This is a genomic window from Micromonospora sp. KC606, from assembly GCF_004348675.1.
GTDB lineage: Bacteria > Actinomycetota > Actinomycetes > Mycobacteriales > Micromonosporaceae > Micromonospora.
In genome coordinates this window covers 88052-108622 of the sequence record NZ_SMKN01000002.1, presented here as the reverse complement: position 1 = coordinate 108622, position 20571 = coordinate 88052, and the positions used below count along the sequence as shown (strand labels likewise).

Below are 20571 nucleotides of genomic sequence, written 5' to 3'. Positions count from 1 at the left end.
TCCCCCGCCTGCCCCACCACCTCGTGACCGGCCCGCTGCAACAGGCTGGCCAGCCCTTCCCGCAGCAGGACATCATCGTCGGCCAGCAACACCCGCACACTCGTCATGACCGGATTATCCGGCTAGCGTACGGCCTGTGAGAACCCTGACCTGGGCCGACCGCCAGCGCCGGGCCGGCGGCGGCACCGTGCCGACCACCAGCGCCGGACCGGCGGCGGGCCCGCGCACCGGGGCCTGACGTGTGGGGCGGGTTGACGGGGCGCACGGTGGTGGCCAGCGGTCTGCTGGCGCTGGTGGTCGGCAGCGCGTCCGCCGTTCTTCTGACCTCGGTCATGCAGCTACGGGCCGACGACCGCCGCGCCCTGCGTTCGCAGGAGGTCCTGGTGGCGGCCAATCACCTGGAGCGGCTCGTCGTCGACATGGAGACGGGCCAGCGCGGCTACCTGCTCACCGGCCGGGAGGAGTTCCTACAGCCGTGGAAGGCGGCCCGGTCCTCGTTCGGCGACGAGGCCCGTACCCTCGAACAGCTCGTCACGGACAACCCGGAGCAGCAGGCCAGAGCCCAGCGGATCGCGGCGGAGGGTGGTTCGTACCTGCGCGACTACTCGGTGCCCCTGATCGCGCAGGCGCGGCGGGACCCGGCGGCGGTGCGGACCCTGCCGGAGGTCGAGGAGGGTAGGCGGCGCGTCGACGCCATGCGAGCAGAGTTCGACCAGTTCCTGGCCACCGAACGCCGCCTCGCCGAGGCGCGGCAGCAGGGCTCCGAGGCGGCGGCCAACCGGGCCGTGTTCGCCGCGTCCGGCGGCCTGGCCTGCTCGGTGCTGTTCGTCGTCGTGTTCGCGAGCTACCTGCACCGGGTCATCGTCGCGCCGGTCCGTCAGGTGGCCGCCGCGGCGGGCCGGCTGGCCGCCGGCGACCTGGGCAGCCGCCTGCCCGAGCGGGGGGCCGGCGAGGTCGGCGTGTTACAGCGCTCCTTCAACGCGATGGCGGGCTCGCTGGAACAGGGCCGCGACGCGCTCGCCGCGTCCCGGGCGCGGGTAGTGGCCGCGGGCGACCAGGCGCGACGCCGCATCGAGCGTGATCTGCACGACGGCACCCAGCAGCGGCTGGTGTCGCTGATCCTGGCACTACGTGCCGCCGAGGCCGCCGTCCCGCCGGGCTCGACGGAATTGCGGGAGCAGTTGTCCCGGGCGGTCGACGGGCTGTCCGACGCCCTGGACGAGCTGCGGGAACTGTCCCGTGGCATCCATCCGGCGATCCTGTCGGAGGGCGGCCTGCGGCCGGCGCTGAAGGCGCTCGCCCGGCGGTCGGCGATCCCGGTCGAGCTGACTGTCGACGTACCGACACGGCTGCCCGAGCAGGTCGAGGTCGCGGCGTACTTCGTCGTGTCCGAGGCGCTCGCCAACGCCGCCAAGCACGCCCACGCCAGCGTCGTCGAGGTCGAGGCACGGCACGCCGACGGTCGGTTGCGCCTGTCGGTGCGCGACGACGGCACCGGTGGCGCCGACCCCGGCCGGGGTTCGGGCCTGCTCGGGCTGGCCGACCGGGTGCACGCGCTGGACGGCACCCTGTCGGTCACCAGCCCCGTCGGGGCGGGCACCACGCTGGTCGTCGACCTCCCTGTCACCGGCGGGGAGGTCACCACCGCGCCGCGTTCCTGGCCAGGGTGACCGGTCGCGGGGCCGGCGACGACGTCCTGCGCCAGCGTGCCAGCAGGATCAGGACTCCGACCCCCGCGTCCAGCGCGAGCAACGCCCAACTGATCGCGGTGTATGTGTGCACCTGGGCGGCGGTCACCCCGGGCGCCGCGCCGAGTGAGACCAGCGTCCACTGCGTCGGCGTACCGGTGAGCAGCAGGGTCAGGAGCACGGCGATTCCGCTGGACGCGTCCCAGAACATGTGCAGCAGGGCCATCAGCAGATACCAGCCGAGCAGCGAGCCGCGCAGCCTCGGCCGGCCGTGGCGCGACCGCGCCGCGGTCGCGAACAGGGCACCGCCCAGGATCGCCGTCCACAGCCCGTGCCCGAACGGCGCCAGGACCGCCCGCAGGGCTTCGGTCTCCACCACGTTGAGCAGTGACAGGCTGCCCTGGTCGGTGAACAGGGCGGTGAAGGCGTAGCCGGCACTCTCCAGCGCGGCGAATCCCAGGCCCACCGAGGCGCCGAGCACCATCCCGTCCCGCGCCGTGTACCTGGGCAGACGCCGGGCCAGCAGCCACAGTGCCGCGAGCTTGACCGCCTCCTCGATCAGACCGACGCCGACGTAGCCCCACCCGGACGGCTGCCGCAGCAGCGCCGCCTCCAGGATCGAGGCGCCCAGCACGCCGAGCACGCCGCCGCAGAGAAAGGCGACGAAGACGCGCTGCGCCGTCACCACGCCGTCGGCCCGCCCGAAGGCGTACACCACGAACGTGACCGGAACGAGGAAACTGCCCAACAGGATGATCGTCGGAATGAGATTGATGTTGCCGGTGGCGAAGGTGACCGGCACCGCCACCACCCACAACACCAGACCGGTCAGAAAGACGCGCGCCCAACTCGGCAGCCGGCGCCGGAGTCGCGGTCCGGGGCCGGCGTCGCTGCCGGGGTTGATGGTCGGCCCGATCGCCGGCGGCGACACCATCGTCATCTCGTCCTCCCTCCGCGCCGCCGCGTCGTGCCGGGCGGCGTGATCGATGCTCATGCCGCGAGCGTGTCACCGGGGACGGCCCCTGCCATCGCCGCCAACCGGCATCCCTCGGTACCGGCTAGCCATAAGCGGGCGCACGTGCCCCGGTGAGGTCACGACGAGAACGAGGTGGCGATGTTCCCCGCCCGGCGCACGGCCGCACCGGGGACGGCGGACAGGGGCAGCGCCACGGACTCCAGCGGTCGGCGTTCGGCGCGAACCCCGAAGATGATCTCGACGATGCCGCCGACGACCATGACGGCGCCGCCGATGAGGTAGCCGACGAACAGCCGGGACGGGTCGCCGCCGGCGCCGATCAGGTGGCCGTAAAGCACCGGACCGATGGCGCCCCTTCCGCGTGGATGCGGGAAGGGCGCCATGCCCTCGTTCCGTCCGGCCACCGGCGCGGTGTGCCCGCCCGGTGTACGGCGACCGGCTACTCGAGGTGGAAGGTGGCGTCGGCGCGGTCGGTGGCGGTGCTCGGTGCCTGCACGTACAGCAACTGTTCGTAGTGCCGGATGTACCGACCGGCGAAGTTGAGCGACTCGAAGCTCACACCGGCGGAGTCGGCCAGGCCGGCGCGGCGGAAGAAGCTCGCGTCGTTCCTGAACAGTGTGCTGCCGTCGTTTCTCTCGACCCAGATCTCGAAGTTCCTGTGCCGCACGTAGTAGCCGGGGCGGTTGGTCGACTCCAGCGAAACGGTGCCACTGCCCGCGAGCCCGGTCACGATCCGGAACTGCGAGTCGGCGAGGGCGGTCACGTTCTGGTCGATGCGTCCACGAGACTCCCAGTGCCGGATGAACCGGTCCGGGAGGTCGTGCGACCTGAACCGGTACGGCGTCACCCCGTCGGCGACCGGGATGCCGAAGTTCGGCGTGCCGTCGGCGTTCCAGTAGAACTTCTGGATCCGGGTCCGCCGGTTCGGGTCGTTCAGCGGATCACCGTTGATCTGCTTGTAGCTGCGGTCGTGGTATACGAGGATGTCGCTCTGGCCGTCCTCGGAGACGGTGAACGAGTTGTGCCCGGGGCCGTACTGGCTGGTGGCGTCGTTGCTCCGGAACACCGGCTGGGGGCTCTTCGTCCACGACGCCGGGTTCATCAGGTTGCTCGACGTGGAGGCGGTCAACAGCCCCAGGCAGTAGTTGGCGTCCGTCGCGCTGGCCGAGAAGGTCATGAACACCCGGCCGTTGCGGATGATCACCGCAGGCCCCTCGTTGACCCGGTGACCGATGGTCTCCCAGGAGTGGGTCGGCACGGCGATCCGGGCGGGCGTACCCGAGATCGTCCACGGGTTGCTCATCGGCGCGAGGTAGAGGTTCGTGCCGCTTCCCACCGCCGGGTCGTTCTGCGCCCAGGAGAGGTAGCGGGTGCCGTTGTGGACGAACGTGGTGGCGTCCAGCGAGAAGGTGTCCAGCGGCAGCGCGATCCGCCCCCTCTCGACCCAGGTGCCGGTGAGCGGGTTGGCGCTGCTGTTCTCCAGCACGTACGGGCGGATTCGCCAGATGTCGTTGGTGCGGCCGGCGGCGAAGTGGATGTACCACTTGCCGTCGATGAAGTGCAGTTCCGGCGCCCAGATGTGGGCGCCCATCTCACCGCTGCTGTGCTTGCGCCAGATGACCGTCTCGGCGGCGCTGGCCAACCCCTGCAGGGTGGTCGCGCGCCGCAGCACGATCCGGTCGTACTCGGGCGCCGTGGCGGTGAAGTAGTAGTAGCCGTCGGTGTGCTTGTAGACCCAGGGGTCGGCGCGCTGCGCGGCCAGCGGGTTGGTGTACGTCACCGCGGGCGCGGCCTCCGCCCGGCCCGGGACCAGCAGCCCTGCCGCTCCACTGAGGACGGGCAGCGCGATGAGGGTACGTCTGCGCATCTCGGCTCTCCTTGTCCGCTCGGCGGCTTTCGCCGCCATACCGGTTGCAGCTGCCACTGCTGGCAGTCGTTCGAACGCGGCAGGACCGCTCCCATCGCCCGGCGCGCGAGGGGCACAGCGCAGGCCCCCCATACGACTACCATCGCGTGACGAGAGTGTTAACGCTCACAGCCGAGGCCGTCAAGAGTTGCGCCCTCATCGATCCATCGGGTGGGAATTCGGCCGCGGCATGCTGGAGGCTGCGGTCGTGGCATGAGCGCCACGACATGTCGCCTTCCTCCGCCCGAGCCTGCCTAGCGCCAGCTCACCGGGCTGCGGTAGTCGCCAGCCGGACCGAGGCGCCGCCACCGGGTCCGGGTTTGCCGCTCCCGGCGGTGCGGGTGTTCGTCGGCACCGGCCCTGGTGTTCGCCGCACGAGCCACCAGGACCAGGGTCAGGGCCGCGAGCTCGTCCGGCGCGAGCTCGCCGTCGACGATCCGGAACAGGGTGTCCATCCAGCCTCCTGGATCCGATCAGAACGCCTACTGGGGCGGGTTGCCGTGCTTTCGGGCGGGCAGCTCGGCGTGCTTCGTCTGCAACATGCGCAGCGCCCGGATCAGCACGGTCCGGGTCTCGGCGGGGTCGATGACGTCGTCGATCAGGCCCCGCTCCGCGGCGTAGTACGGGTGCATCAGCTCTTCCTTGTACCGCTGGACCAGCTCGGCGTAGGTCGCGTCCGGGTCCTCGGCGGCCGCGATCTGCCGACGGAAGATCACGTTCGCGGCGCCCTCCGCACCCATCACCGCGATCTCGTTGGACGGCCAGGCGTACGACAGGTCGGCGCCGACACTGCGCGAGTCCATGACGATGTAGGCGCCGCCGTACGCCTTACGCAACACCAGGGAGATCCGTGGCACGGTCGCGTTGCAGTACGCGTACAGCAGTTTCGCGCCGTGCCGGATGATGCCCCCGTGCTCCTGGTCCACCCCCGGCAGGAAGCCCGGCACATCGAGGAGCGTGATCAGAGGAATGTTGAACGCGTCGCAGAACTGCACGAACCGGGCCGCCTTCTCGCTGGCCCGGATGTCCAGCACCCCGGCCAGGGCCTGCGGCTGGTTCGCCACGAACCCGACCACCTGCCCGTCCAGTCGAGCCAGCGCCACCACCACGTTGCTCGCCCAACTCTCGTGCACCTCCAGGTAGTGCCCGTGGTCGCTGATCTCCTCGATCACCGCGCGCATGTCGTACGGCCGGGCACCGTCCGCGGGAACCAGGTCCACCAGCCGCTCGCAGCGCCGGTCGAACGGATCGTCAGTCGACTCGGCCGGCGGTGTCTCCCGGTTGTTCAGCGGCAGCATGGACAACAGGAAACGCACATCCTCCAGGCATGCCTGTTCGTCGTCGTGCACGAAGTGGGCCACGCCGGAGACCTCGCCGTGCACGTCCGCCCCGCCGAGCGCGTTCTGGCTGACCCGCTCGCCGGTCACCGCGGCCACCACGTCCGGGCCGGTGATGAACATCTGGGCGGTCTCCCGGACCATGAACACGAAGTCGGTCAGGGCCGGCGAGTACGCCGCGCCCCCCGCGCACGGGCCAAGCATGACGCTGATCTGCGGGATCACGCCCGAGGCCCGGGTGTTGCGCTGAAAGATCCCGCCGTACCCGGCGAGGGCGACGACCCCCTCCTGGATGCGGGCGCCCGCGCCGTCGTTGAGCGACACCAACGGGGCGCCGGCCGTGATGGCCATGTCCATGATCTTGTGGATCTTCTGCGCGTGCGACTCGCCCAACGCCCCGCCGAAGATCCGGAAGTCGTGCGCGTAGACGAACACGGTCCGGCCGTACACCGTGCCCCAGCCGGTGACCACACCGTCGGTGTACGGCCGCCGCGCCTCCAGGCCGAACCCGCTGGCCCGGTGTCGGCGCAGCGGCTCCACCTCCGCGAACGAGTCCTTGTCCAACAGCAGCTCGATCCGTTCCCGGGCGGTCAGCTTGCCCTTGGCGTGCTGCCGTCGCGTCGCCTCCGGGTCCGGTCCGGCGTGGACGAGCTGCTTCAATTCCCGTAGTTCGGCGAGACGGTCCACCTCATACCCCCTTCGCAGCGATCAGTTCCTCGGCGAATCCGATGACCCGCAGGTGGTAGGAGCGGGCCGTCCAGCCGAGGCTGATGTTGTGGCCCGCGTGTAGCTGCCGCTCGGTACTCACTCGGGGCGCGGCCGACAACCGGGACCGCAGGTCGGTCAGGGTTTCCAGGTCGTGCCGCCACCACGGCTCGTACTCCGCGAACGTGAAGCGGACCGGTAACCGGACCGCTGGCGCGATCTCGTCGAACGTCTCCGGCCAGCGCCCCGCCTCGTGCACCTCCCGGGGAGGTATGGGCGCGACCGCGCCCCGGCTGGACCGGAACGTGGTCGGCGGGTACAACCGCAGCGGTCCCCAGGTGGCCACCCGGGTCCGGCCTGTGCCCGACCGCGGGAGATCGCCCTCCGGCACCGCGTACCGGTGCCCGCACCCGGAGATGTCCAGGCCGAGCAGGTCCGGCAGCGACCCGTCGGCGGCCATCGTCAGGGCCAGCTTGCCGCCGAACGAGTGCGCCAGCACAACCACGCCCGGCCCGACCGGGTATCGGCGCGCGAAGTCGCGCACCGCCGCCGCCACCGTCGCGGCCTGATCGGCCAGGTACTGCCCGTCCGGCAACTGCCCTGCGGACAGCCGGTACCCGGGCCGGTCGAGCGCGAGCACCGTCATCCCCAGCGCCACCCCGAGGCGGAGCAGGGACATGCTCGGATCGGCCGGCCCGTGGAAGTAGCCGGCACTCATCCCCGCGCCGTGCAGCGCCAGGATCGTCCCGCGCGGCGGCCCGACCGGTGTGCCGAGCAGGGCGGACAGGGTGATCCCGGCGGCGTCGAGGGTGATCGGCCGGACCTGGGCCGCGGTGGCGACGGCCGTGGTCATCGCGGCCTCACGACTCGATGTCCGTGGGATTGCCGAACCAACGGCGCAGCGCCATGTCGAGTTCCTTCGAGTCGTCCCCGGCCCAGGCGACGTACCCGTCCGGGCGGACCAGCAGCACGCTGCCGCCGAGCGAGGACGTCCCGGTCTCCTGGGCGGTCGTGGTCGTCACCCGGTCCGACCAGCCTGCCGCGACCGCCCGGATGCCCGGGTCGTCGGTCAGGTCGAGCAGCACGCCCCCGCCGTCGTGCAGGAGCTCCGGGGTGCTGGTCCCGCCGCCCGAGGTGGCCAGCCGGCGGGGTGGGATCCGACAGCCGAGCAGCGGGTGGTCGCCCTCGCCCACGTCGTACCGGATGTCCAGGCCGCTGACGATGCCGGCGAGGTGGCGCTTGTTGTCGTCGTTCGCGATCAGCTCCGTGAACAGCTCGCGCAGCGGGTCCGCCTCCTCACCACCGAGGAAGATCATGCCCTGGGCGCGGGTGTTCATCAGCAGCCGGGCGCCGGCCGGGTGCCGTTCACCGTGGTACGTGTCCAGCAGACCCTCCGGCGCCCAGCCCCGCACCGTCGCGGCCAGCTTCCAGCCCAGGTTGACCGCGTCCAGCACGCCGGTGCTGAGCCCCTGCCCACCGGCGGGCAGGTGGACATGCGCCGCGTCCCCGGCGAGCAGGACCCGGCCACGCCGGTACTCGCTCGCCTGCCGCGTGGCGTCCGTGAACGAGCTCACCCAGTCGGCCGAACCATGGTGGATCGACTCCCCCGTGATCCGCTGCCACGCGTCCGCGACCTCGGCGAACGTCGTCTCCTCGGTCCGATCCGCGGCCGGGGTGCCGTGCTCGCACACGATGATCCGGTCCACCCCCGGGCCCAGCGGCGCCGCCATGACCATGCCGTTCGGCAACTTCTCGCCGAGAAACCGGGGCTTGAGCCCGCAGCCGACCACGTCGGCCAGGAACATGCCCCGGGTCGCCGAGGTGCCCGGGAACTCGAACCCGGCCAGCTTTCGTACCACGCTCTGCCCGCCGTCACAGCCGACCAGGTACGCCGCCCGCAGCTCCTGCTCCCCGTCCGGGGTACGCAGGATGGCTCGTACGCCGTCCCCGTCGTCGACCAGGTTCACCAGTTCCCAGCTCCGGCGGATGTCCACGCCCTTGCCGGTCGCCCACTGCTCCAGCACCGCCTCGGTCTGCGACTGCGGGATGCCCCGGGCACCGAAGTGGCCGTCCTCCAGCACGCTGTAGTCGAACTGCACGCCGCCGAAGTGGCCCAGTGGGCTCGTCTCCAGCGGACCGAACAGGGGCAGGATGCCCCGCTGGTCGAAGGTCTCCATCGTGCGGGCGGTGAAGCCCAGGCCACGGGACTGCCCGGTCGGCGCTGCCAGCTTGTCCACCACGATGACCTGGACGCCGCCGAGGCGCAGCTCACCGGCGAGCATCAGGCCGGTGGGTCCGGCGCCGACGACGATGACGTCAGTGTTCACTGGAATTCCCTCCTTCAGATGTGACGTCGCCCGCCCGCGTCGCGGGCGGGCCGAACCAACGAGACAGCGCGGTACGGGCGGCCCCCGCGGCGTAGCCGGCCCAGGCGATGTGGCCGTCCGGACGCACCAGCACGGCGGCGGCGTCTGCGAACAGCGGCGGCAGCGGCACCGTGCCGACCCGGTCCGCCCACGGTTGGGCGAGCCGGACGAAAGGGCTACCGGGTACGGCCAGCAGCAGGCCACGGCCGTCACGCTGGTCCAGGTCGGTCACCCGGGTACCCACCGCGGGGTGGTCGTCCGGCCCGGCCGGGTAGCGCACGTCCAGGCCGCTGATCATCCCGGCCAGCAGGGCACGGTTGTGCTCGGCCGCCACCAGCTCGGCGAGCAGGCTCCGGAGCGGCTCGACCGAGGCGTCGTCCAGCAGCAGTTTCGCCTGAGCGCGGATGTTGGCCAGGACCCGCCGGCCGACCTCGTGCCGCTCGTCGTGGTACGTGTCCAGCAGGCCCTCCGGCGCGGTCTGCCGTACCTGGGCGGCGAGCTTCCACCCGAGGTTCACCGCGTCCTGCAGACCAAGGTTCAGGGCCTGCCCGCCGATCGGCAGCTGCACGTGGGCGGCGTCGCCCGCGAACAGCACCCGGCCGTGGCGGTACCTGGAGAGCTGCCGGTTCGTGTCGTCGAAGGCGTTGACCCATACCGGCTCGCCGGTGCTGATGTCCTCCCCGGTGACCCGCTTCCACACGTCCGTGATCTCGGAGAATTCCGGCGCCGCCGACCGGACGGGGACGTCCCGGCCGTACTCGTGGACCATCACCCGGGTGATGCCCTCGGGATTACGCGCGGCCACGACCATGCCCCGGTCCAGCCGTTCGAACCGGCGGTTCGGGATGTCCACGCGGCGTACGTCCGCGCGCAGCATCTCCCGGGTCGCGGACCGGCCCGGGAACTCGGCGCCGATCAGCCGCCGTACCGTGCTGTCCTGGCCGTCGCAGGCGACCAGGTACGCGGCCCGCAGCGTGCGTACCCCGGCCGGGGTCTCCGCCTCGACCGTGACCTGCCCGCCGTCGTCCGTGACCGACCGTACCTCCCAACCCCGGCGCACCTCCGCACCCAGGCCGGCGGCCCACTGCCCCAGCAGTTCCTCGGTCCGGGTCTGCGGCACCTTCCACTGGCCCGGGAACCGGCTGGGCAGGGTGAGGTCCATCGGGATACCGCCGAAGTGCCCGCGCGGCTCGTGCGGCAGCGTGCCGAACGCCGAGCGCAGACCCCGGCTGGCCAGGATCTCCATGGTGCGGGCATGCAGGGTGGAGGCCCGCGACTCGGTGGCCGGCCGGTCCCGGCGTTCCAGCACGATCACCTCGGCGCCGCCGAGGCGCAGCTCACCGGCGAGCATCAGCCCGACGGGACCGGCCCCGACGACGACGATCTGGGTGTCCACCGTCGGCCTCAGCGGTTCCGCTCGGCGTAGGCCCGGGCGTACCCCAGGGTGGCCCGGCTGTTGGTGCTGAGCGCGTTGCGCACGTACTCGCGGGCCTCGGGCACCCCGGCGTCCGGCCCGAGGATGCGGGTGATGTTGTCCGGGTTCAGCACCACGGTGTGCTGCGAGGACGCGGCCACCCCCTGCTCGTTCTCGGTGAAGGTCCAGATGCCGGTGTGCACGGTCATCAGCGCCGGCAGGGTCACCTGCTTGTAGACGATCCGCTGGTGCGGGAACGTCACCCGGTACGACTTGGTGCGGTGGGTCGAACCGTCGCTGCTCCGGGTGTCCATCTCCAGGGTCTGCAGGCCCGGAGCGTCCTCGGCGAGCGTCACCGCCGCGACGTGCGGCAGTCGCTCGGCCCACAGGTGCGCCTCGTTGATGAAGTCGTACACGTCCTTCGCGGAGCCGTTGATCTGCACCGTGTCGGTGAAGGAAAAGGTCAGCTCCGCGGTCGTGGCGGCGGTTTCGACGATCCGCTTGAGCGACTCCAGTTCGGACCGAGAGTTGCGGTCGACCGCCTCGTCGATCCAGGCCAGGTGCTCCGGGTCGTCGTCGACCGCCCGGTAGTCGTGGAACAGTCGCACCTTGGTCTCGGTGTCGGACACCGGCTCGAACCACCAGGCGCCGCCCATGGCCGCGACCGGGTGGGTGGAGACCTCCTGGCGGAACGTGATCCGCAGGGCGTCCGGGTCCAGTTCGCGGCGGGAGGTCCAGTTCTTGGCCTCGCCCTTGGCGGTGGCCCAGATCCGGATCCGCTCGCTGCGGTCCCCACGCTCGGCGTGGTCGACGAAGATGGTCGGCGGAAACACCTGGGGCCAGTTCTCCACCTCGGCGATCAGCCGGTACACCTCCATCGCGGGCGCGCAGATGGTGATGTCGTGCTCGACCTCGCGCTGGGCCGACTGCGACATGTCAGGCTCCTCACACTCGTACCGGATCAGAAGTTGCCGAGACCGCCGCAGACGTTCAGCGCCTGCGAGGTGATGGACGCGGCCGTGTCGGAGGTCAGGTAGCCGACCAGGCCGGCGACCTCCTGCGGGGTGGAGTACCGGCCGAGCGGGATCTTCGCCTGGAACTTGGTGAGGATGGCTTCCTCGGTGGTGCCGTACGCGGCCGCGTACCCCTGGCGGACCCGCTGCGCCATCGGCGTCTCCACATACCCGGGGCAGACCGCGTTGACCGTGATGCCGGTCGGGGCGAGTTCGTTGCCGAGGGCCTTCGTGAAGCCGACCACGCCGTGCTTGGAGGCGGAGTACGGGGCACCGAGGACCACGCCCTGCTTGCCCGCCGTGGAGGCGATGTTGATGATGCGGCCCCGGTTCTTGTTCCGCATCCCGCCGGCGTTGAGTACCTCGCGGGTGACCCGGAAGACGCTGTTGAGGTTCGTCTCGATCACGTCGGACCACAGCTCGTCGTCGATGTCGGCGGTCACGCCGCCGCCGCTGCGGCCGGCATTGTTGACCAGGACGTCGATCGGGCCGAACCGCGCGACGGCGGCGGCGACGAACGCCCGGACGTCGTCGGTCGACCGTACGTCCACCGGGGCGCCGTCGACGTCCAGACCTTCCTCGCGGAGCTGCTTGACCGTCGAGGTCACCGACTCCGGGGTACGCGCACCGATGAACACCTGGTGGTTCTGGCTGGCCAGCAGGCGGGCGACCGCGAGCCCGATCCCGCTGGTCGCGCCGGTGACCAGGGCGACCCGCTGCTCCTGTGCCGTCATCATCCGTTCCTTCCGTCAGGCCGGGGTTAGGTTGGCGTTGACCACGTCGAGCAGGGCACGTGGCGTGGGGACGTCGGTCATGGTCGAGTCGCCCAGGGTCACGGCGTACTCGCGTTCGATCCGGCTGCCCGCCTCCAGCAGCGCGAGCGAGTCGTAGCCGAGGTCCTCGAAGCTGGTGTCGAGGATGTCGGCTTCCAGGTCGACCCCCTCGTCCGCGCCAGCGGCCTCCCGCAGGATCTGCATGAGGTCGGTGAGGGTGAACTGTTCGGCCATCTGCGTGTCTCCTTCCCTCTGATCGGTCACTCGTGGTCGGGCCGGGCGCCGGCGCCCTGGTCGGAACGCACCAGCATCGCGGAGTTGAACCCGCCGTGGCCGCGGGCCACGACCAGCGCCGTGCGCAGCTCGGCCGGCCGGGGCGCGGCCACGACCAGGTCGAGTTCGTACTCCGCGGCCAGGTCGACGTTGACCGTCGGCGGAATCAGCCCCTCCTCCATGGCGAGGAACGCCGCCGCCAGGTCCAGCGGGGCGGCGCCGGAGTACAGCCGGCCGGTCATCGTCTTCGGCGCGGTGACCGGGACCCCGCGCGGGCCGAAGACCGCGGTGAGCGCCTCCGCCTCCACCCGGTCCAGGTGCGGCTCGGCTGCGGCGTCCGCGAAGACCACGTCCACCTCGGCCGGAGCCACCCCCGCGTCGGCCAGCGCGACTTCGATCGCGGCCCGCAGCGCGGGTTCCCGCCCCGAGCCGGGACGCGGATCGAACGTGGCGCCGTAGCCGGCGATCTCGCCGTACACCCGGGCGCGCCGGGCCCTCGCCGCCTCAACCGACTCCAGGACCAGGATCGCGCCACCCTCGCCGGGTACGTGTCCCCGGGCGCCCTCGTCGAAGGGCCGGTACGCGAGCGACGGTTCCCCGCTGTCGCTCAGCCGGTTGCTGGTCTGCAGGGCCACCCAGCCCCACGGGCAGATCGTGGCGTCGATCGCCCCGGAGACGACGAGGGCTGTCCCCTTGCGGATCTGCCGCCGGGCCTGGGCCACCGCGTCCAGCCCGCCGGCCTGGTCCGCGACCACCACCCCGCTCGGGCCCTTCATCCCGTTACGGATGGAGATCTGGCCACTGTTGACGGCGTAGAACCAGGCGAAGGACTGGTACGCGCTGACGTACTGGCTGCCCTTGCTCCACAGGTTCGCCAGTTCGCCCTGGCCGAACTCGAAGCCGCCGGAGAAGCTGGCTGTGATCACGCCCATGTCGAACGCCGGGATGTCCTGTGGCCGGATGCCCGCGTCGCCCAGCGCCCAGTCAGCAGCGACGAGTGCGAGCTGGGTCATCCGGTCGGTCTGTGGCAGCAGACGGCTGGGTAGGTGCTCCTCGGGCACGAATCCGGGGATCTCTCCGGCGAGCCGGGCCGGGTAACGGTCCGGGGTGAACCGGGTGACCCGGCCGATCCCGCTCTTGCCGGCGCGTGTCGCGGCCCAGTAGGCGCGGGTGCCGAGGCCGTTGGGGGCGGCGATGCCCAGCCCGGTCACCACGACGGGGGCGGTCATGCCATTCTCCTGTCCGGACGGGCGAGCACCATGGCGCTTTGGAAGCCCCCGAATCCGCTGCCGACGGTCAGCACCGCGTCGGTGACGTGGTCGCGGGCATGCAGTGGCACATAGTCGAGATCGCATTCCGGGTCCGGCGTGTGCAGGTTGGCGGTGGGCGGGACGACGTTGTGTTTCATCGCCAGGATCGACGCGGCGATCTCGATCGATCCGATCGCGCCGAGCGAGTGGCCGACCATCGACTTGATCGAACTGACCGGGGTCCGGTAGGCGTGGTCGCCGAGGCTGCGCTTGAAGGCGGCGGTCTCGTGCCGGTCGTTCTGCTTGGTCCCGGAGCCGTGCGCGTTGATGTAGTCGATCTCGTCGACGTTCATCCGGGCCTCGTCCAGCGCCACCCGGATCGCCTCGGCCATCTCCACGCCGTCCGGCCGCAGCCCGGTCATGTGGTACGCGTTGCTGCGGGTGGCGTAACCGGCGATCTCCGCGTAGATGTGCGCGTCGCGGCGTACCGCCCGGTCCAGTTCCTCGAGGACGAACACCGCCGCCCCCTCACCGAGCACGAACCCGTTACGGGTGCCGTCGAACGGCCGGGACGCTGACGGGGGGTCGTCGTGCCGGGGCGTGGTCGCCTTGATCGCGTCGAAGCACGCCATGGTGATCGGGGAGATCGGCGCGTCCGAGGAGCCGGCGACCATGACGTCGACCGAGCCCTCCCGGATCAGCTCGGCCGCGTAGCCGACCGAATCGATGCCCGAGGTGCAGCCGGTCGAGATCACGCCGGTCGGCCCCTGGGCGCCGACCGTCCACGCCACCTCAGCCGCGAACGAGCTCGGCACCAGGTAGTTGTAGAGATGCGGTACGGCGTACTCGTGGTCGACCAGGTGCAGCCGGCCGCCGTCGCTGACCACCCGGTACTCCTCGTCCAGGCCCATGGTGGCGCCCACCGCGCTGCCGATGCTCACCCCGACCCGGTACGGATCGAACTCGTCGAGATCAATTCCGCTGTCCGCGACCGCGCCCCGTGCGGCCACCACGGCGAACTGCGCCGCCCGGTCCATCCGCCGGGTCTCCTGCGGGCTCAACCCGTGTTCCTCGGGCACGAAGTCGATTTCCGCCGCCACTCGGGACCGGAACGGGGTGGGGTCGAAGAACGTGATTCCGCGGGTGGCGGTGCGCCCGTCGGTGAGCAGCTGGCAGAAGGCCTTGGTTCCGGTGCCGCCCGGGGCGAGCACCTCGACCCCGGTGATGACAACCCTGCGCCCGGTCATTCCGACGCTTCCCAGTTGTAGAACCTGGACGCCATCGCGTCCGCCGGGGACCGCCAGGTCTTCGGGTCGTACGCCTCGATGTACGGCTTCAGGTCCTCGCTGATGGCGACGAACCGCGGGTCGGTCTTCGCCCTCTCGATCAGCTCCCCACCGTTGTCCGAATCGAAGTCCTGGAGGTGGAAGTACAGCCCCCGGTACGCAAACAACTGGCGCCGCCGGGTGCCCATGAGATGGGGCATCTCAGTCTCGTCGAATCTGGCGAAGAGTTCGGCGACGTCGCTTCTGGAACCGGGTTCCATCCGGGCCACGATCAACGTGCTGTGCATTGCTTGTCCCTTCTCCGGTCGGAGTTACGACAGGGCTTTGATCTCGCAGATAGCGGTTCCGCTGGTCACCACGTGACCAATTTCGGCGGTCAGCCCGACGATCGCGCCGGCCTTGTGCGCGTTGATCGTTTGTTCCATCTTCATTGCCTCCAGGACGACCAGCAGGTCGCCCTCGGCCACGGTCTGACCGTCCTGGACGGCGATCTTGACGATGGTGCCCTGCATCGGTGCGGTCACCGCGTCGCCGGACACCGCCACCGCGGCCCTGCGGTTCGTGGGGCGCGGCGTCCGGGTCGCGCTCACCGCCGGACGGCCGGACAGGACCCCCAGATCCGGGGGCAGTGACACCTCGATCCGCTTGCCGCCCACCTCGACCACCACGGTCTCCCGGGGCCGGCCGTCACGCGGACAGTCCGGATCGCCGTCGAACGGGGGGATCTTGTGGGCGAACTCGGACTCGATCCAGCGGGTGTGCACCGCGAACGGCTCGGCCACGAAGGCGGGGTCGGTGACCACCGCCCGGTGGAACGGCAGCGTGGTCGCGAGGCCGCCGACGGTCAGCTCGGCCAACGCCCGCCCGGCCCGGCGCAGCGCGTGCTCCCGGTCCACCCCGGTGACGATCAACTTGGCCAGCATCGAGTCCCAGGCCGGGCCGATCACCGAGCCGCGCTCCACCCCGGAGTCCAGGCGCACGCCCGGACGCGACGGCGTGGTGATGTCGCCGACCGTGCCGGGAGCGGGCAGGAAGTTGCGGCCAGGGTCCTCGGCGTTGATCCGGAACTCGAACGAGTGGCCGCGCACCGGCGGGTCGTCGTACCCCAGCGCCTCGCCGGCCGCGATCCGGAACTGCTCCCGGACCAGGTCGATGCCGGTCACCTCCTCGGAGACCGGGTGCTCCACCTGCAACCGGGTGTTGACCTCCAGGAACGAGATCGTGCCGTCGGTCGCCACCAGGAACTCGCAGGTACCGGCGCCGACGTAACCCGCCTCGGCGAGAATCGCCTTGGAGGCGGCGTACAACCGCTCGTTCTGCTGCGGGGTCAGGAACGGCGCCGGGGCCTCCTCGACCAGCTTCTGGTGCCGGCGTTGCAGCGAGCAGTCCCGGGTGGACACCACGACCAGGTGGCCGTACCGGTCGGCGAGGCACTGGGTCTCCACGTGTCGGGGCCGGTCCAGGTACCGCTCGACGAAGCACTCCCCGCGCCCGAACGCGGCGACTGCCTCGCGTACCGCGGAGGCGAACAGCTCCGGGATCTCCTCAAGGGAGTGGGCCACCTTCAACCCTCGACCGCCACCGCCGAAGGCGGCCTTGATCGCGATCGGCAGGCCGTGCTCGCGGGCGAACGCGACCGCCTCGTCCGGCCCGGAGATCGGATTCGTGGTACCCGCGACCAGCGGCGCGCCGACCCGTTGGGCGATCTGCCGGGCGGTCACCTTGTCCCCGAGCGCGCGGATGGCGTGCGGCGGCGGCCCGACCCAGACCAGACCGGCGTCCAGCACGGCCTGGGCGAAGTCCGCGTTCTCGGACAGGAAGCCGTACCCCGGGTGCACCGCGTCCGCGCCCGACCGGGCCGCCGCGTCGAGCAGTTTGGCGATGGCCAGGTAACTGGTGGCAGGGGTGTCCCCGCCGAGCGCGTACGCCTCGTCGGCAGCGCGAACGTGCGGCGCGTCGCGGTCCGGCTCGGCGTACACCGCGACGCTGGCCAGGCCCGAGTCGGAGCAGGCCCGGGCGATGCGGACGGCGATTTCGCCACGGTTGGCGATGAGTACCTTGCGCACGATTCAGCCTCCTGGTTCTCCACCCGGCTCCAGCGGCGTCGGACAGAGGAAACTGTCTGCTGCGGCCGCGGCCCATGCTTCTCGACCCGATCACACCGTTCAATACACGGCAGGGCAGGATTGGGTCAGCTTCTTGCAGCCGCGTTAGCGCTCCCCCACGCGAGTGTCATTTCTGCCGCACGAACGTCCAGATTCTCCGCGTGAATGTCAGACGAGCGTCAAGAGTGTCGCCGGAAGATACATATGTACTGGCGGAGGCTTGAACGGCCGGGCCGCGTCGGCGAACCTCCGGGGTGGAATCGACCACCGAACACCAGGGAGCCCTCGCATGTCCACAGTCGACGCCACATCCCTGACCCGCGAGCAGCTCACGGCGACGGTCCACCGGATCGAGGTGGCCGCCCTGCTCGACCGCTACCTGATCACGCTCGACACCGGGCAGCTCGACGACGCCTGGGCGGAGTCGCTGTTCACCGCCGACGCCGTGGTCGAGTTCCCCGTCGGACGGCACGAGGGCATCGACCGGCTCGCCGCGTTCCACCGCACCGCGCTGGCGAAGTTCGACCGCACCCAGCACCTGAACTCCCCGGCAGTGGTCGACCTGGACGGCGATCGGGCCGTCCTACGCGCGAACCTGACCTCCACCCAGGTGCTGCCGTCCCAGGCGCTGTTCGTCACCGGCACGCTCGCCCACGGCGAGGCGGCGCTGACCATGCGGGGGTGGCGGCTGCGAGCGCTGTCGTTCCGGCTGATCTGGAAGACCGGCGAACCACCGAGGACCGGCGGCGCACCCAGGACCGACCAGGCCACGCGGTGACCCACCCGGGGCGTGGCCGGCCAGACCGCCCACGAACCGGGCACAGTCCGTGGTGGCTCCGGTACGATACGGTCCGTCTGTCGCCGCCGACCTTGAGGGACGGGATGCGTACCACCCCGCTGGGATCCACCGGTCTGACCGTTCCGGTCCAGGGCCTGGGCTGCATGCGCCTCGGCGGATCCCGCGCCCCGGACGGCGATCGGGCCGCCACGGCGGTCGTCCACCGGGCGCTGGACCTGGGTGCGACCCTGCTCGACACCGCCGACCTGTACGGCGGCGGACGCAACGAGGTGCTGGTCGGGCGGGCCCTGCGGCAGCGCCGCGACGAGGCGATCCTGTGCACCAAGTTCGGCGTGGTCCCGACCCCACACGGCGAGTTGGGTACGCGCGGCGACGCCGCATACGTGCGATCGGCGTGCGAGGCCAGTCTCACCCGGCTCGGCACCGACGTCATCGACCTGTACTACCTGCACGACCGGGACCCCACCGTGCCGATCGAGGAGACCGTCGGCGCGATGGCGGAGCTGGTCAAGGCTGGCAAGGTCCGGCATCTCGGCCTGTCCAACGTCACCGGTGAAGACCTGCGTGCCGCGCACGCGGTCCACCCGATCGCCGCGCTGCAGTCGGAGTGGTCGCTGGTCGGCCGGGCGATCGAGGCGGCGGTACCGGTCTGCCGCGAACTCGGTGTCGGCGTGGTGCCGTACTGCCCGCAGGGTGCCGGCGGGCTCAGCCTGGAGCCGGTCCCGCGCCCGCCGCACATCGCCGGGGTCTCCCCCACCCTCGGCGGGGTCGTACGCGACATCGCCGGGCGGCACGGCGTCCGGCCCGGGCAGGTCGCGCTCGCGTGGGTCCACCAGCAGGCCGAGGTGTGGGGGGTGTCGGTGGCGCCGATCCCGGGCACGACCCGGGTCGTCCACCTGGAGGAGAACGTCGCCGCCGCCGAACTCACCCTCGACGCCGAGGAGCTGACCCGGTTGGACCAGGCCAGCCGCCCGGGCCGAGCCCACACCCAGTAACTGGCGAGGGCGGCACGCCGGCTTCGAACCGGCGCGCCGCCCTGGTGTTCGGACCGGCGGGCTTCCGCCTAGTGCGACGCTCCGCTCGCCACCCGGACCCGGCGCAGCGCGACCGCGGCGACGATCGCGGTGACCGCCAGCATCACGGCGCTGGCCACCGCAGCCACCTGCAGCCCGTCGGTGAACGCCCGCCCGGCGCTGTCCAGCAGCCCTGGGCCGAGCTGGTCGGCCAGGCCGTTGGCGGCGCCGAGGGTGGACCGCGCCGCCTCCGCAGCCTCCGCGGGCATCCCCTCCGGCAGCACCGCCTCCCGCATCTGCTGCCGGTAGATGGCGGTGGTGATGCTGCCCAGAACCGCGATTCCCAGTGCGATGCCGAGCTCCTGGGCGGTCTCGGTGATCGCGGACGCGGCGCCGGTACGCTCCGGCGGCGCCGCGGCGACCACGATGTCCACACCCAGCGCCAGCACCGGCATGATCCCGCCGAACAGCAGCACCAACCCCGCCACCACGTACCCCACCCCGGAGTCGTCGTTCGCCCGGCTCACCACGAGCAGCCCGATCGTCGCCACCGCCAGACCCAGCGCGGTCTTGCTGCCCGGCCCGATCCGGCGGCCGACCACCGGGGTGACGATCGTGGTCACGATGCCGGTCAGCAGCGGCGGCACCATCCACAGCCCGGCCATGATGGGCGACTTGTCCGCGACCAGTTGGAGGTACTGCGCGCTGAGGTAGCCCACGCCGCCCACAGCGACCGCGCCGATGGTCAGGGCGAGGACGGACACGCTCGCGGTGCGCAGCCGGAACAGGCTGAGGTCGAGCAGCGGGGCCGCGACGGTCCGCTGCCGCCGTAGGAACACCACTCCGAGGACGAGCCCGACCACGACCATCACCAGCGGCGTGACCGTCAACCCGTGCTCGGCCACCCGCTTGAGCCCGTACATCACGCTCAGGATCGCGACCAGGGCGGTCAGCGCGCCGGACAGGTCCATCCGACCCGGCTGCGGGGCGCGGTACTCCGGCAACAGGACCGGACCGAGCACGAGCAGCAGCGCCATCACCGGTACGCCGATCAGGAAGGTCGACCCCCACCAGGCCACCTCCAGCAGGGCGCCGCCGATCAGCGGCCCGACGGCGGAGCCAGCCATGAAGCTCATGAACCAGATGGAGATGGCGGTGGTGCGCTGCGCCGGATCGTGGAACATGTTGCGGATCAGCGCGACCGTGGACGGCGCCAGGGTCGCGCCCGCGATCCCGAGCAGCGCTCGGGCGGCGATCAGCATCTCGGCGTTGACCGAGAAGGCCGCGACCACCGATGCCACCCCGAAGGCGCCCGCGCCGATCAGCAGGAGCAGCCGGCGGCCGATCCGGTCACCGAGGGTGCCCATGGTGATGAGGAAGCCGGCGATGAGGAAGCCGTAGATGTCGACGATCCACAACAGTTGCGCGGCGCTGGGCCGCAGGTCCGCGCTGATCGCCGGGGCGGCCAGATGCAGTACGGTGAGGTCCATCGAAACCAGCAGGGCAGGCAGTGCGAGGATCCCCAGGCCGAGCCATTCCCGGCGCCCGGCCCGCTCCGGCGTGATCATATCGGTCGTGCTCATGGTTTCCTTCGCGCGTGAGGGCAGGGAAGAACCCTCATCGTCCGGCCGCGCGACGCCCAGTGGGAGGCCGGGGTGAGCGTATTC

General features: G+C 71.3%; 19 protein-coding genes. 3 read left to right on the top strand and 16 right to left on the bottom strand.

Annotation, left to right across the window (positions count from 1 at the left end; all coding sequences use genetic code 11):
• Nucleotides 1–251: 251 nt before the first annotated feature.
• Nucleotides 252–1670, top strand: coding sequence for a CHASE3 domain-containing protein (locus E1193_RS01470; protein ID WP_132179429.1), 1419 nt, complete (start codon nucleotides 252–254; stop codon nucleotides 1668–1670).
• On the opposite strand, the gene E1193_RS01465 is transcribed toward E1193_RS01470, so the two are convergent.
• The 15 genes from E1193_RS01465 to E1193_RS01395 form a co-directional block, all read right to left on the bottom strand.
• The gene (locus E1193_RS01465; RefSeq protein ID WP_243707207.1) at nucleotides 1639–2682 is read right to left on the bottom strand and encodes a PrsW family glutamic-type intramembrane protease; all 1044 of its coding nucleotides are present in this window, start codon (nucleotides 2680–2682) and stop codon (nucleotides 1639–1641) included. The genes E1193_RS01470 and E1193_RS01465 overlap by 32 nt on opposite strands.
• Nucleotides 2683–2780: 98 nt before the next feature.
• Nucleotides 2781–3068: a hypothetical protein gene (locus E1193_RS01460; RefSeq protein WP_132179427.1), complete on the bottom strand. Its 288-nt coding sequence runs from the start codon at nucleotides 3066–3068 to the stop codon at nucleotides 2781–2783.
• A gap of 35 nt (nucleotides 3069–3103) precedes the next feature.
• Nucleotides 3104–4531 (bottom strand): family 43 glycosylhydrolase, encoded by a 1428-nt coding sequence (locus E1193_RS01455; protein WP_132179425.1) that lies wholly within the window; start codon nucleotides 4529–4531, stop codon nucleotides 3104–3106.
• Between the two features lie 293 nt (nucleotides 4532–4824).
• Nucleotides 4825–5025, bottom strand: coding sequence for an acyl-CoA carboxylase subunit epsilon (locus E1193_RS01450; protein WP_132179423.1), 201 nt, complete (start codon nucleotides 5023–5025; stop codon nucleotides 4825–4827).
• Nucleotides 5026–5052: 27 nt separating this feature from the next.
• On the bottom strand, nucleotides 5053–6594 hold the full coding sequence (locus E1193_RS01445; RefSeq protein ID WP_243707206.1) for an acyl-CoA carboxylase subunit beta: 1542 nt from the start codon (nucleotides 6592–6594) through the stop codon (nucleotides 5053–5055).
• A gap of 1 nt (nucleotide 6595) precedes the next feature.
• On the bottom strand, nucleotides 6596–7465 hold the full coding sequence (locus E1193_RS01440) for an alpha/beta fold hydrolase (protein ID WP_132179419.1): 870 nt from the start codon (nucleotides 7463–7465) through the stop codon (nucleotides 6596–6598).
• 7 nt (nucleotides 7466–7472) lie between these two features.
• Nucleotides 7473–8939: an FAD-dependent monooxygenase gene (locus E1193_RS01435; RefSeq protein WP_132179417.1), complete on the bottom strand. Its 1467-nt coding sequence runs from the start codon at nucleotides 8937–8939 to the stop codon at nucleotides 7473–7475.
• Nucleotides 8929–10374 (bottom strand): FAD-dependent monooxygenase, encoded by a 1446-nt coding sequence (locus tag E1193_RS01430; protein ID WP_165945563.1) that lies wholly within the window; start codon nucleotides 10372–10374, stop codon nucleotides 8929–8931. The genes E1193_RS01435 and E1193_RS01430 overlap by 11 nt, the downstream gene beginning before the upstream one ends.
• A gap of 8 nt (nucleotides 10375–10382) precedes the next feature.
• Nucleotides 10383–11327 carry an aromatase/cyclase gene (locus E1193_RS01425; protein ID WP_132179415.1) on the bottom strand — a complete coding sequence of 315 codons (945 nt, stop codon included), beginning with the start codon at nucleotides 11325–11327 and terminating at the stop codon, nucleotides 10383–10385.
• A 26-nt stretch (nucleotides 11328–11353) separates the two neighbouring features.
• Nucleotides 11354–12139 (bottom strand): 3-oxoacyl-ACP reductase FabG, encoded by a 786-nt coding sequence (gene fabG, locus E1193_RS01420; RefSeq protein WP_132179413.1) that lies wholly within the window; start codon nucleotides 12137–12139, stop codon nucleotides 11354–11356.
• Between the two features lie 15 nt (nucleotides 12140–12154).
• On the bottom strand, nucleotides 12155–12412 hold the full coding sequence (locus E1193_RS01415) for an acyl carrier protein (RefSeq protein ID WP_132179411.1): 258 nt from the start codon (nucleotides 12410–12412) through the stop codon (nucleotides 12155–12157).
• Nucleotides 12413–12438: 26 nt separating this feature from the next.
• Nucleotides 12439–13680, bottom strand: a complete 1242-nt coding sequence (locus tag E1193_RS01410) for a ketosynthase chain-length factor (protein WP_132179409.1) — start codon at nucleotides 13678–13680, stop codon at nucleotides 12439–12441.
• The gene (locus tag E1193_RS01405) at nucleotides 13677–14948 is read right to left on the bottom strand and encodes a beta-ketoacyl-[acyl-carrier-protein] synthase family protein (RefSeq protein WP_132179407.1); all 1272 of its coding nucleotides are present in this window, start codon (nucleotides 14946–14948) and stop codon (nucleotides 13677–13679) included. Before E1193_RS01405 ends, E1193_RS01410 begins: the two co-directional genes overlap by 4 nt.
• On the bottom strand, nucleotides 14945–15274 hold the full coding sequence (locus tag E1193_RS01400; protein WP_132179405.1) for a TcmI family type II polyketide cyclase: 330 nt from the start codon (nucleotides 15272–15274) through the stop codon (nucleotides 14945–14947). The genes E1193_RS01405 and E1193_RS01400 overlap by 4 nt, the downstream gene beginning before the upstream one ends.
• A gap of 24 nt (nucleotides 15275–15298) precedes the next feature.
• Complete coding sequence (locus E1193_RS01395; RefSeq protein ID WP_132179403.1) at nucleotides 15299–17053, bottom strand: biotin carboxylase N-terminal domain-containing protein; 1755 nt, start codon at nucleotides 17051–17053, stop codon at nucleotides 15299–15301.
• Between the two features lie 328 nt (nucleotides 17054–17381).
• On the opposite strand from E1193_RS01395, the gene E1193_RS01390 reads away from it, so the two are divergent.
• Together E1193_RS01390 and E1193_RS01385 are read left to right on the top strand one after the other, a co-directional pair.
• Nucleotides 17382–17870: a nuclear transport factor 2 family protein gene (locus tag E1193_RS01390; RefSeq protein ID WP_132179401.1), complete on the top strand. Its 489-nt coding sequence runs from the start codon at nucleotides 17382–17384 to the stop codon at nucleotides 17868–17870.
• Nucleotides 17871–17974: 104 nt separating this feature from the next.
• A complete protein-coding gene (locus tag E1193_RS01385; protein WP_132179399.1) occupies nucleotides 17975–18886 on the top strand; it encodes an aldo/keto reductase in 912 nt (303 codons plus the stop codon).
• A gap of 68 nt (nucleotides 18887–18954) precedes the next feature.
• On the opposite strand, the gene E1193_RS01380 is transcribed toward E1193_RS01385, so the two are convergent.
• Complete coding sequence (locus tag E1193_RS01380; RefSeq protein ID WP_132179397.1) at nucleotides 18955–20487, bottom strand: MFS transporter; 1533 nt, start codon at nucleotides 20485–20487, stop codon at nucleotides 18955–18957.
• Nucleotides 20488–20571 lie beyond the last annotated feature (84 nt).

Coding starts and splice junctions, on each gene's coding strand:
- E1193_RS01385 (WP_132179399.1), top strand. CDS start 17,975: ATGCGTACCACCCCGCTGGGATCCACCGGTCTGACCGTTCCGGTCCAG.
- E1193_RS01415 (WP_132179411.1), bottom strand. CDS start 12,412: ATGGCCGAACAGTTCACCCTCACCGACCTCATGCAGATCCTGCGGGAG.
- E1193_RS01450 (WP_132179423.1), bottom strand. CDS start 5,025: ATGGACACCCTGTTCCGGATCGTCGACGGCGAGCTCGCGCCGGACGAG.
- E1193_RS01410 (WP_132179409.1), bottom strand. CDS start 13,680: ATGACCGCCCCCGTCGTGGTGACCGGGCTGGGCATCGCCGCCCCCAAC.
- E1193_RS01400 (WP_132179405.1), bottom strand. CDS start 15,274: ATGCACAGCACGTTGATCGTGGCCCGGATGGAACCCGGTTCCAGAAGC.
- fabG (WP_132179413.1), bottom strand. CDS start 12,139: ATGACGGCACAGGAGCAGCGGGTCGCCCTGGTCACCGGCGCGACCAGC.
- E1193_RS01380 (WP_132179397.1), bottom strand. CDS start 20,487: ATGAGCACGACCGATATGATCACGCCGGAGCGGGCCGGGCGCCGGGAA.
- E1193_RS01405 (WP_132179407.1), bottom strand. CDS start 14,948: ATGACCGGGCGCAGGGTTGTCATCACCGGGGTCGAGGTGCTCGCCCCG.
- E1193_RS01390 (WP_132179401.1), top strand. CDS start 17,382: ATGTCCACAGTCGACGCCACATCCCTGACCCGCGAGCAGCTCACGGCG.
- E1193_RS01425 (WP_132179415.1), bottom strand. CDS start 11,327: ATGTCGCAGTCGGCCCAGCGCGAGGTCGAGCACGACATCACCATCTGC.
- E1193_RS01465 (WP_243707207.1), bottom strand. CDS start 2,682: ATGAGCATCGATCACGCCGCCCGGCACGACGCGGCGGCGCGGAGGGAG.
- E1193_RS01440 (WP_132179419.1), bottom strand. CDS start 7,465: ATGACCACGGCCGTCGCCACCGCGGCCCAGGTCCGGCCGATCACCCTC.
- E1193_RS01455 (WP_132179425.1), bottom strand. CDS start 4,531: ATGCGCAGACGTACCCTCATCGCGCTGCCCGTCCTCAGTGGAGCGGCA.